Source organism: Lentisphaera araneosa HTCC2155 (assembly GCF_000170755.1).
Lineage (GTDB): Bacteria > Verrucomicrobiota > Lentisphaeria > Lentisphaerales > Lentisphaeraceae > Lentisphaera > Lentisphaera araneosa.
This window is the reverse complement of the sequence record NZ_ABCK01000021.1, coordinates 14,023-26,901: the sequence shown is the minus strand read 5'-3', so window position 1 is coordinate 26,901 and position 12,879 is coordinate 14,023. Positions and strand designations below refer to the sequence as shown.

The window sequence follows — 12,879 nt, the reverse complement described above, 5'->3', positions numbered from 1 at the left end:
CTTTCATTTTCTATTTAATATTGATTCCAAAATCTGGTGACATATGATTAAAAATTTTATCAATTTGACCATTTTTTGATTCAGATTTATAATCACCAGAATCATCCAGTTTATTGCTACCGATAGAATATAATTTTTTTGTTTTTACTGAATATTTATATTCAGATTTATAGTTAGACCAAGCATCTTTTGGGAGATCAATATTTAATTGATCTAAAGAAACAGGGTACTTACCATTTATAAATTTATATTGTTTTAAATAAGTATAAATAGTTACGATATCACGCTTTATTAACATTCTTTTTATCTTATATAAAAATGTATAAATAGGAGGTGTATTTGCTGACATATACATTCTGCCTATTGCGTTTCTACCAGAAAAAATATCCGACATATAACCTTCGATTCTATCACTATATTCTATGAAATATTTATCGTCTAAATATAATTCATCTCTATTTAATGATTCAAATATTGGAAACATTAAATCTATCCAGAATTTTTTAGTTCTGTTTTCACAATACGCTATACGTTTTATACCTTTTGTGTTATTGGCATAATATTCAAAACTTAATTTATAATCCCATTTTAATAACTCACGCATTTGTGAGGTTATATAAGGTCTATCTTGAAATTGAAGTAATTGTTGAAAATTATCTTTAGTTAAGTTTTTAGTTTCTAAAATTTCTAATCTTGTATTATCTAGGGCATCGTGCATTGCAGTCACTGTCAGAAAATAGTGATAAGTACGTCTTTGACTTCTAAGTTTATTGATGAATTTATCAATCGTCAGTAGATTTGATAGTGCTTCATGTCGTTTATTTACTTTCCATAAGTGTAATGAATATTTACATATGATATCAGTGAAATATTTAGACGATAATAAATATGGTCTTTTCCCTAAATAATCTGTTAGTATGTTTTCTTGATATTCTTCATCTAAATTAATTTCGTTCAGTCTGTGAGGTAATTTTTTTACAAAGGGATGTTTAAATAATTCTTCATCATTAATTTGCTCGAATTTGATTTTATTAAATAGACTGGGAGTATACTTAGTGGGATTAGATCTAAACTCCTCATCTAATTTCAATAAAGACGTATATCCGTTACTGTGATTTGAAGGATTTGAAATAGGCGTTGGTAAATATGCTTTGTCCTCAATTGGATCAATATCATATGAATACCATGAGATAAATATAATGATTAATGTAGTTATAATTATGCTACTGATTATTATAAATCTTTTAATTTTCTTCTTCATATTTCCTTTTAGACTAACGATTTAAATGAGGGAGATTTGAGTGAAACGAAAATCTTTCTTCGATTTGTTTGTTAGGTCTTTTTTTCTTTTGTTTTTAATAATTTAAACCATATTTCTTTGGTCTCATCATCAGGAAATATTTCATTATGCAAGAGTGCCATTCCTGAATGCCCAAAATCTACTTGAATGTCAGATGCATGCATTTTCACTGTTTCTAAGTTCTTCCATGAAAAATGTGATTCGTCATTACAAAATTTATAAATTAAAAATTTTTCGGTTATTTCGTATTCAGCATCTAATGGGCTATCAGTTCCTCGTGAATCTAAACCGAATTTATATAAGTTTTTAATGGTATTCTTATCGTAGGTATAAAATGAATATAAAGAGTAAATAATTGTGATAAGAATTGAATAAATCATAGTGTGATAACCTAAAGTAATATTCATTGAAAACATCAGAAGAAATAAGAAAGAACTTTTGACTAATATTGATGTTTTTTTGTTTTTATCATAAACATTATTGATCTTCAATTGTCGTATTTGACAATCGACTCCTTGCTCAATAGTTGATTTGAAATTTAATTTCATTTTATATCTGACCTAACGTCCGGGTTTAGGGATCTCTGAGCGAAGCGAAGAAATTCCTCTGCGACCCATGGTTAGATATTGATTTTTTCTTTGAGATATGTTGACCATTTAGATTGTTCTTCTAGTGATGAAAAGAGTTCTGATACCATGTAGATTTGATAACTATCTGAAAATGTAAGAATTAAACGTCTCTCATCATTTTCTACATTTATTAAGTTTTTCAAAAATAAGGAATAAGAATTTCCTAAATCCATCCATATAAACTGAGTGTCAGTAATTACATATTCTGAATATGGATGATCTTCACTTCTGGAATTATGATCCTTGATTATTGATTTAAGTAATTGTTTATCATATCTAAGGTAATAATTCATCCCTAATATAGTGAGAATGAAAAGCCAAAATAGAATTATAAGAATTTTATTTGGAGGGAAATTCACACATAGGAACGGAAGAAGGATTAGAGAAAGGTACAAATTAATACGAGCTAGATAATTTAAAGAGTGTAATCGTTTAGTTTCTTTATGTGGACTAGCTTTTTGAATATACGAATATTCACGAGTAAGTATTGTACTTGAATTGGATTTATATTTAAGTTTCATTTTTTATTATCTAACGTCTAAGCTGAGGGAGATTGAGCCTTAGCGAAAATCTTCCTTCCGGCTTCTTGTTAGATCTTTTCTTTTTTTACTGTTGATAATAAGATTAATTTTTCTTTTTTATTGCTGATTCCGCATATACTCGGAATCGTATTTGATGCATAGTTTGCGTTCACTTCTGGTGAATTGCTGACTTCGCATTTACTCAGCTTAATTCCGTGACTCAAAGAATAGAGTGGATTGCTCACAAGATGACGTATTAAGACAAAATGTATTTTAAATTTATTCTGATCTAACGACCGAGATCAGGGATTTCTGAGCGAAGCGAAGAAATTCCTCTGCACATACTATTAATGAAGTTTAAAATTTCAGTGAGATAGGTTCTTGCCATATATTGTCCTTCGAAGAGAAAAAAAGAAAGGAGCCACCGACCAAAGTTTCTCCTTTCTAAACCTTCAACAAATCTAAGTGAGGTTAGAATGAAAATAACAGAAAAAACATTAGAAGTCAATGCCAATCACATCCTAAATATTGGCGTAGATGTCTCCAGTCGCAAACTGGATGTTCATTTTGAGTGTCCCCTGCAACTTAACAAGCGCGAAGTCTATCGAGAGCAAATCCTTAACCGTAGTGTAGAAATAGAGAAGGCGTTAAAAAACTACTTATCATTGGCACAGTCTAAAGGCTTTTTGAATTTGCGAATTGTCTGTGAACCAACGGGGCCTTATTCCTTGAACCTTCTGTCAATGGCGACCCATTTAAACTGTTTGACTGCCTACGTCAGTGGTGAGGCGGTCAAGAATTCAAAGATCATCGAATTCAATGGGACGAACAAAAACGACTTAGTGGATGCGGAACTCATTAATAGTTTAGCCGAGCGTAATAAGGTGCTGATTCATCGGACTTACTCAGCAAACTACACGCGCTTACGAATGCTCAATAGCCATTACGAAGATGTTGACAAAGCCTATGTTTCGGCACGTAATCAAGTTCATAATACACTGAAGCAGCTGTGGCCTGATTACTCCTCAAAACTATCTCTACTGTATGCTAGTACCGGTCAGGCCCTATATCGGTGTTACGGTTTTAATCCCTGGAAAATAGTCTCCTATAATTATAGTTATTTCGAACGGCGTATGCGAACTCATTGCAAAGGTGTGTGGTCATCAACTCTGAAGCAAATTTATCGAGATGCTGAAGAGAGTGTCAGAAATCATTGTTCTGATGCAGCTTCAACTCTAGAATCTATTTTGAGTGATCACTATGAAAATTGTCTACGTGGACTTGAGCGTAAAGCGAGCTTGAAAACGGAGATGAAAACAATTCTAAGTGAAATCCGTGAGCAAGATGATCGCATTCCTCAAGCACGTGTAAACTTCATTTCCGAGTTCCATATAGCGAGGTTGCTTGCAGAGACCGGTCCCCTTAGTGATTTTAAGAATTTAAAGCAACTTACAAAATATCTAGGACTCAACCTACGTGAACGCCAGAGTGGCGAATATCAGGGTAGGGTACGTTTAAGTAAACGAGGCCGTTCCCTCGCTAGAAAAGTATTATCCTTAGTTGTGCTACCTTTGACGACACAAAAGGCTCTTTATGGTCCAGATTATCACCGTATCAAAACTCAAAAAGATAAACCGGGGAAATTAGTTATGTGTATTTTTATGAAGAGGTTTTTGAAATCATTTTTTGGGATATATCGAAGTCATCAAAGCTTTGATTCGAGGCGACTTTTTATTGATCGAGGGAGTTATGAAAAACTAAATTCTCAAGAAGTACTCGAAGCCATTAGTTGAACTCTCAAAACAAATCTTAAATACAAAATATCAATAAAAAAACTCTAGCATCAATCAAATAGGATTCTTACAATTTATCAGTTTACCTACGCCAAGATGATCACCATGAGCTTATCATTCTCCATCTGAGAAATGATCGTCAATGCACAATTCCCGTCACTTGGTGTAGGCCTTTTTTACATGTTCTGAAAAGTATGACCGATGGTCGAAATCGACACATCCAAATGGGTAGACTCGTCAGTGAAAAGGACTTTCTGAAACCTTGTTTTAATCCCTCTAAAATGGAAGTAGATCTCATGCCTTAATTTAATATTAGAAGTTATTGCCCTTCGCGGCATTTAGAATTTGTCAGAATCGCTAAAAACTTAGGGTTTTTTAAAGACAAAAGCAAAATCATTCAGCCATCCTTAATAAGAAAAATGTTTCTTTTTCTGCAACTCAATTGGCAAAAGTAGCCTAAAGGTAGCTCATGGTTAGTGTTTATTGTTTTTCAATTAGATGTTCATTTCAATGCTATCAATTGTGCATTTATAAACATTCTTTAATTCGTCATTTTCTTCTTTGTCTTCCATCATTTTTGTGTATCTCTTAAAATCGTTTAAAATTTCTGGATCTAAATGACATACTTCATAAATAATTTGCTCTAATTGTTGAACTGCTACATCAGGATCAATTGAATCATCATCGGATAATTCATGAAATGCTAGTTGATTTAATATGATTTGGAAAAGTTGGTTCATTCTATTCAATTTTTTATTAATTTATTTTTTACACTAACGACCGGGTTTAGGGATTTCTGAGCGAAGCGAAGAAATTCCTCTGCGACCCATGGTTAGGATTTTTTATTTTTTTCTTGTTTTAGTAACTCAGATATATCATGATACGAATCTTCATATCCATTTGATTTTCTATCAAAACTTATGTAAACCTTACCATATTTCGAATCAAACTTCCATGAGTCCCATTGATCCATTTCTTCCTCACTATATTCTTTCATGAGTTTGAACATTGTTTTAATATCTTCTTCATTCATAATATTTTTTATTCTATCCTAACGATTTAAATGAGGGAGATTTGAGTGAAACGAAAATCTTCCTTCGATTTGCTGGTTCTGTATTTTTCTATTTTTCATTTCTATAAGATAATTGCTGACTTCGCATCTACTCAGGTTGTTTTGAGGTATGATTTGCGTTTAAGTTTGGTGAAATACTGAGTTCGCATCTACACAGCTTAAAACTGAGTTTTGTAGAGTAGGGGATTCACTTTGATGTGATTGATTTATGTTTCGTGTTTTCTTGTAATGATAGATTAATTATTGAGTCTTTGGAGATACGCTTTTTTAGATCCGGTTTACTTAAAATTTATTTTTTATTATCCCTACAGAACGATTTAAATGAGGGAGATTTGAGTGGAACGAAAATCTTCCTTCGATTTGTTGGTTCTGTATTTTTCTATTTTTCATTTCTATAAGATAATTGCTGACTTCGCATATACTCAGATTGTTTTGAGGTGTGAGTTGCGTTTAAGTTTGGTGAAATACTGAGTTCACATCTACACAGATTAAAACTGCGTTTTGTAGAGTAGGGGATTCACTTTGATGTGATTGATTTATGTTTCGTATTTTCTTGTAATGATAGATCAATTATTGAGTCTTTGGAGATACACTTTTTTAGATTCGGTTTACTTAAAATTTATTTTTTATTATCCCTACAGAACGATTTAAATGAGGGAGATTTGAGTGAAACGAAAATCTTCCTTCGATTTGTTGGTTCTGTATTTTTCTATTTAGTTTATTTGCATAATTAAGTGCAATATAAATCCGATGATACTGAAACTACCTAAAGTACATACAGTTATCATGATTTTATTACCAAAAGAATCGTTCCATTCTTTTTTTAATTTTATCCGATGTGTTTTGCTAAAAGTTGCCATAAACAAATCAAATAAGTGTCTTACTGCACTTAGAAAAAGATCGAATAAGACTTCAAATGCTGCGAAAATTAGTGATCCAGTTATATCCATTATTTATTTACAGAACGACCGAGATTAGGGATTTCGAGCGAAGCGAAGAAATTCCTCTGCAGCTCATGGTTAGCTATTCATTTTTTTTGTATTGATAGACAGTAACTGATTTCATGTATTCAGTGTTATCTGGATTATAGGAAATAGAGCTTAATATTAATTGTTTTTTTGTATCAAACGATGTTTTTGTTATCATATATTTTATGTTGCCATTTAAAATGACGGTATGGTATTCTGTTTCAGATATGACTTTTATAAATCCAGTAAGATTAAGCCCTTGATTACTTTTAAGTGTAAATTCGTAATTTCCATTTTTGTTTGTAACTAGTGAAATGTTCGTCATTAATTTAATGGTATTATCGGCTTGTTTGTAACTTCCTTCGGATATTAGGATTTTTTCTTTTTTATTAATATGATTTTTAATTTCTAGTCCGTTTCCAGTTTCAATTTTGTTGTCAGGGAATTTATAAGTCGCTTTTCCCGTAAACGAGCCTTCCTTGAAGTATGGAAGATCAGTTAAATCTATTGAATAACCTTGTACAGTAAATGTGAGTATGAGGATTAATATTTTTTTCATTTTATTTCCTTAGCTAACGTTTTAAATGAGGGAGATTTGAGTAGAACGAAAATCTTCCTTCGATTTGTTGGTTAGTTGTTTTTCTATTTTTCATCTGTTTTTAAGAATTCAGTGAATTGTCCATAAAATTTAAATCCAACAAAAACAGTTCCAACAAATGTAGCCCAAAATCCAAAATTGAAATACAGTTTAATTGTTTCCCAATCTTTAGTGAGTACTTGTCTTCTGTGATAACTGTCTGGATCATATAAATTATATATTCCTACTCCTATTCCGAGTAATACTCCCATGAATATAATAGTGATCCAGTAAATTATTTTGTCTTTCATTTTTTCTCCTTTCCTCCATTTCTATACTATATTTAATCCCCAACTAACGTCCAAGCTGAGGGAGATTTGAGTGAAACGAAAATCTTCCTTCCGGCTTATGGTTAGTTGTTTTTCTTTCTTAATTTCTTTAATGTACTGTCCCAGCTGCTGACGCTGTGGATGATGATTGATCTGATTGCATGGCTTGATATACAGTTGGATTTACTTCGTTTCCATTATTAATTGCGATACTCGCATACCCGTATCCTAGACCTGATAAACCGTTTTTCCATAATAACTTACCAGACTTCTTCTGAAGGCAAAATAACTCACCATTTGTGTGAGCATAAACTTGTTCTTTATCTTGTGTTATAGTTACATATTGACTGGACTTTAGGTGTGTTTTCCAAATCTGTTTTCCTGTCTTTTTATTGAGTGCTACTACACTTCCTTTTATACCTAAAAATAATACATTGTTTTCCATTTGTTTACCTCCTTGTTTCTTGTTCAACTAACGACCGAGATTAGGGATTTCGAGCGAAGCGAAGAAATTCCTCTGCAGCTCATGGTTCTGCTTGTTTTTAATTGTCGATAGAATCGAGTAGATCTGAAAAGCTATTAAATGCTTTTTGATATTCCATTGCACTTCCGTCCCATCTGTAGATAGGATCATTAGGTGTGGAATCATGATTTATTACAAGGTAGCCATAACCTGATGAAGCTATTGGATAATGTTTTGAGTTGACCATGTCTGGAATAAAAAATGGATAATACTCTAAAACGTTTTCCCATCCTGTTAGTTCTAAAAATTCATGTTCTTCCATATACTTTTCTTCGGGTTCAGGTGCCAAAAAGAATAAACCACTTAGTGGTAAAGACTTTAAAATACTTGAATACCACTCAGGACATATAACGAGAGGTGAATTAGGTTTCCAATTTTCGTCTTCAATCTTAATGTCGTAATTTTCTGATACTTGTATAGTTCCAGGTTCATCTTCACAACTGATTTTATTTATTGTGTCAATGATTTTATTATTTAACTCTGGAGTTACTTGAGGTGATAAATTATTTTTCATATTTTTATTTCTGCAGAACGACTTAACTGAGGGAGATCCGAGCCTTAGCGAGGATCTTCCTTCCAGTTTTTGGTTAGTCTTTTGTTTTATTTCTTTTTAATATTCTGAGATCATTTTCATTTTGTAGAAAACCAAATGAACACAATAGGGCAAAAATGATGATCAAATTATATGAACTATTTTGTAGATAATCATACACTGTAAAACCAATTAGTATGAAAATGGAAATCAAATATTTAATTCTAGTAACTTGATATTTTTTAATCAGTTTTTGTCTATAATCATCATCAATCATAGCTTTACAGAATTGATCGTGTTTGTGTTTTTTCTTCATATTTTATTATAGACTAACGATTTAAATGAGGGAGATTTGAGTGAAACGAAAATCTTCCTTCGATTTGTTGGTTAGATCTTTTTTCATTCAATTTCTATATTGTTTAATGTAATTTGTTTACAGTTTGGACAATAGTTACCTTTGACAGATAATCCTTCTCCAATTGCTTCGCCTATAGTCAGAAGCTTTGTTATAAAATGATCACTATCGTTTATCCATTTTATTAAATGACCAGACTCTAAATAGCCTGTTGTTAATTTGCCTTCACATATCAGGCAATTTTTTGGTTCTTCGTTCATTTTATTTATTATTATCTTGATCTAACGACTCAGCTTAGGGAAATCTGAGGTACGAAGATTTTCCTCTACAGCTTTTGGTTATGTGTTTTTTTTTGTATAATTGAATTTAATGTTTCGTTGCTAAGAATTAATTTCTTTTTAGAATGTGCATTAATAACTTTATCGAATGTATATAGAATTTTTTTCTTTAATCTTTTACTTTCTATAGATTCAAGTGTGTGTACTAACATGATTAATTCTATTTCAATATTCTGTTTAACTTCAACCTTTTCATATTCATCTGGATTTGAAGAAAGTTGATCAACTATTGTGTTGATTAAGTCAGTTTGCCTTTTTACATCCGAGTTTAATGATAAGTCATTTTTGTTGATGAGCCATATTATGCCAACAACTAGCCAATAGAGAAAACTACCGACTGCTACAATGAGAATTAATACTGAAAATGCCATTTTTTATTGTTCACATAACGTCTAAGCTGAGGGAGATTGAGCCTTAGCGAAAATCTTCCTTCCGGCTTCTTGTTAGATCTTTTCTTTTTTTACTGTTGATAATTAGATTAATTTTTCTTTTTTATTGCTGATTCCGCATATACTCGGAATCGTATTTGATGCATAGTTTGCGTTCACTTCTGGTGAATTGCTGACTTCGCATTTACTCAGCTTAATTCCGTGACTCAAAGAATAGAGTGGATTGCTCACAAGATGACGTATTAAGACAAAATGTATTTTAAATTTATTCTGATCTAACGATTTAAATGAGGGAGATTTGAGTGAAACTAAAATCTTCCTTCGATTTGTTGGTTCTGCTTTTTATATTTTCCAATTTGGATCTAAGACTTGTTCAATTACTGAATTAAATTGTATTCCTACTAATACTAACATGATGATTAATGAAACTAATATACCAAAATAATAATTAATGAGTTGTTCACGTTCATTAAAGATTCGTATGATGATAAAAATTAAATTTGTTATTAACCAGATCAAGCAAGTTAAGATTGGTTGTAGTTTGATAAACATAAATAAGTCATATGTAGATTGTACATAATCTCTAATTGAATGAGGTCTGTATGATGTGAAAAAACGTTCTAGTTTTTGAAATTCAACTACAGAGTAATTCATGGATAAGTAGATAGAAAAGATTATAAATAAACCTAACCCTGTACTTAATAGTATATAAAATATATGATCTTGTTTTGTTTCTTTATTCATTTTATTGCAGAACGATTTAAATGAGGGAGATTTGAGTGAAACGAAAATCTTCCTTCGATTTGTTGGTTAGACTTTTTAATATTTCTCCAATGTTTCGATAATGCCTCTAATATGTGATTCTAATTTTTCGTTTTTTAATTTTAAAGATTCTAAATCTATATTTTTGTTGTTTAAACGTTTTTTACATGAAGTTAAAAGGCTATCTAAATTTTTTTCGGAGATTATGAAATTAAATGCCTTATCATTTTTTAGTGTATTAATTCTATCAGTATAAAAGTATAAGTTAGAGATACATTTATCTCTGACAGCACTTGGTTCTTGATCTTTTACTGTTTCTATAGTAGATACTAAATAGTGAAGGTGTCGTCTACTTGAATCACCATATATCATCCATAAAGCTTGTTTTGATATAAAATAAGTTGCGATGACTCCAATAAGCATTCCAACTATTAAAAAGCTGAATTGCTTTAAGGTTTTTTTTATTTTTTCTTTCATATAATTTTCTTCTATCTTGTCAGTCTAACGACCTAAATGAGCTGTATTTTCTATTTGAAATTTGATTCAAAACGAAAATATCAGTTCGATTTTTTGGTTAGTATTTCGTCTTTTTTTTGTTTTTTAATTTATAAAATCTGATCATTTGAGATAATTATTTCTGATTCAATTTAGTTCTAAAATTATCTAAGTTCTGATCATTGTAAATGTGTGCATCTGCGATTCATGAGATAATCGTTTCTAACATTTAAATTTATTCTATACTAACGACCGAGATTAGGGATTTCGAGCGAAGCGAAGAAATTCCTCTGCAGCTCATGGTTATGTATTGTTTGTTTTTTGATCTTGAATATCGTGATTTAACTTCGTATTTGGTCTATCTTTTTCAGATGTTTCATTCTAAGATCAGCTGCCAAAATGATATTTAATCGAATAGTCAGCTGCATCGTTATCATGTTTCTTCAGATTTAGAATAGGTCGTTTTGTTGTTCTTTAATTCTTGTGAGATTCCATGTTTCAAATTATCTGAAATTCTTTCTGATACTAACTGACTACGTTTCGATTCTTGAATATATCGTTATCAAAGATCATCATTTTTTATCTACATAACGTCTAAGCTGAGGGAGATTTGAGCCTAAGCGAAAATCTTCCTTCCAGCTTCTTGTTAGATTTCGTCTTGGATTTTGATGTTTAATTTTACTTCATTTGGATAACCAAAATTGTTTACTTGAAGTTGGTAGACTTCTGTTTTTACAATTTCTTGAAGTCTTTTATCAAATTCGTAACCAATGTCTAGAAATCCATTATCAAATGCTTCAACTATAATTCCGTCTAAAACATCAAATTGATATAAATCGTCATTCCAATCTTTTATTGTGTCTCCAACTCTTATGAGAGTGTAACCATTATCAAATTCTTGATAACCGTCAAAGTTTAGTCCACCATTTGAGTCAATCCATATAGTAATATCAATTACATTTTCAACGACTTTACAGTTGTTGAATAGTGTAGGTAGTTTGTCTCTGACTTTTTCTTGAAGTTTACTCCAAGGGAAGCGGTTTATGAAATCTTCTTGTGTCATGCTTGCTCTTTTTTTATTAATCTAACGATTTAAATGAGGGAGATTTGAGTGAAACGAAAATCTTCCTTCGATTTGTTGGTTAGAGATTGCCTATTTCTGTATTAATTGGTTTATTTGCAATGTATGGTGTTAATAATTTGGCAGATCTGTATGAAATGATAGATATGCTTATATATAAAATTGTACTAAGTATTGATATGACTATAGAAGTATTTTTTTCGATCCCCCAACATCCAATGGATGCGATCCCATATATTACGGAATAAAGATATAATCCAGTTTGAAGAATTGTTATTGATCTGAATTTTGGGTTTTGTGTTAGGGTGCATGCAGAGTTCATAAGTATTAAACTAAAAATATCAATATTTAAAGCATCGTACCAGTAAGCAAATATAAATGGTGCTACAAAAATAAGACCAAGGGCCTTCAAAATTTTTGACTCAATTTGTTTTAATTCATTCATTATTTTTTATTTATTCTCTAACGACCGAGATTAGGGATTTCGAGCGAAGCGAAGAAATTCCTCTGCAGCTCATGGTTAGGTGTTTTTGTTTTTTATGAATCTTGTTCCGATATAGCTACTGAGTCCAATATTGATGGATAAAATTATAGCGATTAATATTGCATCTACTATTTTCATAAGAAAGAGAAGTAATAAATATGGAGCCATAGCAGAGATGAAAAATATAAGCCAACAATTTTTTCTTTTGCGAGTTACATATCCTGCTAATAGCATTATTGGGAAAATTATAAGAGAAGGGATAATAAGACTTTCAAAAATTGTAGCGCTCTTGGTGTCGGACATCATATCTCCCATTAGACAAAAGAGCTGTACTAAGCCTAGAAAGATTGCTAGAATACTAAATCCAAAGATTTTTCCTGATTCTTTATTATCATTTTTCATTATATTTTTATTCACCTAACGACCGAGATTAGGGATTTCGAGCGAAGCGAAGAAATTCCTCTGCAGCTCATGGTTAGTGATTGTTTGTTTTTTGAATTGGGATCAAATATTCTTCTGTGTCGACTAGTTCGATATTGTCTTTTTTGAACGACTTTATTATGTTTGTGCTATCTTGATCACACTGTTTATAAAATGATTTATAGTCCATTCTGAAAAATAAGATCGGACAAAATGCACCATGAAATTTTATGGAATTAGTTTCTTCTGAATATTGTGCGTACAATGGTCCTTTTTGAAAATCTGATTCGTCATTAGTTACTTTTCTAATT

At 31.2% G+C, this 12,879-nt stretch carries 15 protein-coding genes; 1 reads left to right on the top strand and 14 read right to left on the bottom strand.

Annotated elements, in window-relative coordinates:
- Positions 1 to 10: 10 nt before the first annotated feature.
- Together LNTAR_RS18135 and LNTAR_RS18130 are read right to left on the bottom strand one after the other, a co-directional pair.
- Positions 11 to 1,261, bottom strand: coding sequence for a hypothetical protein (locus LNTAR_RS18135; RefSeq protein ID WP_007280206.1), 1,251 nt, complete (start codon positions 1,259 to 1,261; stop codon positions 11 to 13).
- Positions 1,262 to 1,332: 71 nt separating this feature from the next.
- Positions 1,333 to 1,848 (bottom strand): hypothetical protein, encoded by a 516-nt coding sequence (locus LNTAR_RS18130; protein WP_007280205.1) that lies wholly within the window; start codon positions 1,846 to 1,848, stop codon positions 1,333 to 1,335.
- Between the two features lie 1,078 nt (positions 1,849 to 2,926).
- On the opposite strand from LNTAR_RS18130, the gene LNTAR_RS18120 reads away from it, so the two are divergent.
- Positions 2,927 to 4,243: an IS110 family transposase gene (locus tag LNTAR_RS18120; RefSeq protein ID WP_007280203.1), complete on the top strand. Its 1,317-nt coding sequence runs from the start codon at positions 2,927 to 2,929 to the stop codon at positions 4,241 to 4,243.
- 494 nt (positions 4,244 to 4,737) lie between these two features.
- Here the strand turns inward: LNTAR_RS18120 and LNTAR_RS18115 are convergent, their stop codons facing one another.
- The 12 genes from LNTAR_RS18115 to LNTAR_RS18060 all read right to left on the bottom strand — a co-directional run bounded on the left by LNTAR_RS18115 (position 4,738) and on the right by LNTAR_RS18060 (position 12,550).
- Positions 4,738 to 4,983 carry a hypothetical protein gene (locus tag LNTAR_RS18115; RefSeq protein WP_007280202.1) on the bottom strand — a complete coding sequence of 82 codons (246 nt, stop codon included), beginning with the start codon at positions 4,981 to 4,983 and terminating at the stop codon, positions 4,738 to 4,740.
- 92 nt (positions 4,984 to 5,075) lie between these two features.
- Positions 5,076 to 5,276, bottom strand: coding sequence for a hypothetical protein (locus LNTAR_RS18110; RefSeq protein WP_007280201.1), 201 nt, complete (start codon positions 5,274 to 5,276; stop codon positions 5,076 to 5,078).
- A gap of 1,062 nt (positions 5,277 to 6,338) precedes the next feature.
- Positions 6,339 to 6,842 carry a hypothetical protein gene (locus LNTAR_RS18105; RefSeq protein WP_007280200.1) on the bottom strand — a complete coding sequence of 168 codons (504 nt, stop codon included), beginning with the start codon at positions 6,840 to 6,842 and terminating at the stop codon, positions 6,339 to 6,341.
- Positions 6,843 to 6,925: 83 nt separating this feature from the next.
- A complete protein-coding gene (locus LNTAR_RS18100) occupies positions 6,926 to 7,171 on the bottom strand; it encodes a hypothetical protein (RefSeq protein ID WP_007280199.1) in 246 nt (81 codons plus the stop codon).
- 127 nt (positions 7,172 to 7,298) lie between these two features.
- Positions 7,299 to 7,634, bottom strand: coding sequence for an outer membrane protein assembly factor BamB family protein (locus LNTAR_RS18095; RefSeq protein ID WP_007280198.1), 336 nt, complete (start codon positions 7,632 to 7,634; stop codon positions 7,299 to 7,301).
- 97 nt (positions 7,635 to 7,731) lie between these two features.
- Complete coding sequence (locus tag LNTAR_RS18090) at positions 7,732 to 8,226, bottom strand: SMI1/KNR4 family protein (protein ID WP_007280197.1); 495 nt, start codon at positions 8,224 to 8,226, stop codon at positions 7,732 to 7,734.
- A 417-nt stretch (positions 8,227 to 8,643) separates the two neighbouring features.
- Positions 8,644 to 8,859 (bottom strand): PF20097 family protein, encoded by a 216-nt coding sequence (locus tag LNTAR_RS18080; protein ID WP_007280195.1) that lies wholly within the window; start codon positions 8,857 to 8,859, stop codon positions 8,644 to 8,646.
- A 65-nt stretch (positions 8,860 to 8,924) separates the two neighbouring features.
- Positions 8,925 to 9,308, bottom strand: a complete 384-nt coding sequence (locus tag LNTAR_RS18075) for a hypothetical protein (protein WP_007280194.1) — start codon at positions 9,306 to 9,308, stop codon at positions 8,925 to 8,927.
- Positions 9,309 to 10,145: 837 nt separating this feature from the next.
- Positions 10,146 to 10,565: a hypothetical protein gene (locus LNTAR_RS18070; RefSeq protein WP_007280193.1), complete on the bottom strand. Its 420-nt coding sequence runs from the start codon at positions 10,563 to 10,565 to the stop codon at positions 10,146 to 10,148.
- Positions 10,566 to 11,229: 664 nt separating this feature from the next.
- On the bottom strand, positions 11,230 to 11,646 hold the full coding sequence (locus LNTAR_RS18065; protein WP_007280192.1) for a hypothetical protein: 417 nt from the start codon (positions 11,644 to 11,646) through the stop codon (positions 11,230 to 11,232).
- 79 nt (positions 11,647 to 11,725) lie between these two features.
- On the bottom strand, positions 11,726 to 12,109 hold the full coding sequence (locus LNTAR_RS27600; protein WP_007280191.1) for a hypothetical protein: 384 nt from the start codon (positions 12,107 to 12,109) through the stop codon (positions 11,726 to 11,728).
- A 75-nt stretch (positions 12,110 to 12,184) separates the two neighbouring features.
- A complete protein-coding gene (locus tag LNTAR_RS18060) occupies positions 12,185 to 12,550 on the bottom strand; it encodes a hypothetical protein (RefSeq protein ID WP_007280190.1) in 366 nt (121 codons plus the stop codon).
- Between the last annotated feature and the right edge of the window lie 329 nt (positions 12,551 to 12,879).

Excerpts from the sequence above, each read along its gene's own strand:
- LNTAR_RS18135 (WP_007280206.1), bottom strand. The coding sequence starts at position 1,261 with ATGAAGAAGAAAATTAAAAGATTTATAATAATCAGTAGCATAATTATA.
- LNTAR_RS18130 (WP_007280205.1), bottom strand. The coding sequence starts at position 1,848 with ATGAAATTAAATTTCAAATCAACTATTGAGCAAGGAGTCGATTGTCAA.
- LNTAR_RS18120 (WP_007280203.1), top strand. The coding sequence starts at position 2,927 with ATGAAAATAACAGAAAAAACATTAGAAGTCAATGCCAATCACATCCTA.
- LNTAR_RS18115 (WP_007280202.1), bottom strand. The coding sequence starts at position 4,983 with ATGAACCAACTTTTCCAAATCATATTAAATCAACTAGCATTTCATGAA.
- LNTAR_RS18110 (WP_007280201.1), bottom strand. The coding sequence starts at position 5,276 with ATGAATGAAGAAGATATTAAAACAATGTTCAAACTCATGAAAGAATAT.
- LNTAR_RS18105 (WP_007280200.1), bottom strand. The coding sequence starts at position 6,842 with ATGAAAAAAATATTAATCCTCATACTCACATTTACTGTACAAGGTTAT.
- LNTAR_RS18100 (WP_007280199.1), bottom strand. The coding sequence starts at position 7,171 with ATGAAAGACAAAATAATTTACTGGATCACTATTATATTCATGGGAGTA.
- LNTAR_RS18095 (WP_007280198.1), bottom strand. The coding sequence starts at position 7,634 with ATGGAAAACAATGTATTATTTTTAGGTATAAAAGGAAGTGTAGTAGCA.
- LNTAR_RS18090 (WP_007280197.1), bottom strand. The coding sequence starts at position 8,226 with ATGAAAAATAATTTATCACCTCAAGTAACTCCAGAGTTAAATAATAAA.
- LNTAR_RS18080 (WP_007280195.1), bottom strand. The coding sequence starts at position 8,859 with ATGAACGAAGAACCAAAAAATTGCCTGATATGTGAAGGCAAATTAACA.
- LNTAR_RS18075 (WP_007280194.1), bottom strand. The coding sequence starts at position 9,308 with ATGGCATTTTCAGTATTAATTCTCATTGTAGCAGTCGGTAGTTTTCTC.
- LNTAR_RS18070 (WP_007280193.1), bottom strand. The coding sequence starts at position 10,565 with ATGAAAGAAAAAATAAAAAAAACCTTAAAGCAATTCAGCTTTTTAATA.
- LNTAR_RS18065 (WP_007280192.1), bottom strand. The coding sequence starts at position 11,646 with ATGACACAAGAAGATTTCATAAACCGCTTCCCTTGGAGTAAACTTCAA.
- LNTAR_RS27600 (WP_007280191.1), bottom strand. The coding sequence starts at position 12,109 with ATGAATGAATTAAAACAAATTGAGTCAAAAATTTTGAAGGCCCTTGGT.
- LNTAR_RS18060 (WP_007280190.1), bottom strand. The coding sequence starts at position 12,550 with ATGAAAAATGATAATAAAGAATCAGGAAAAATCTTTGGATTTAGTATT.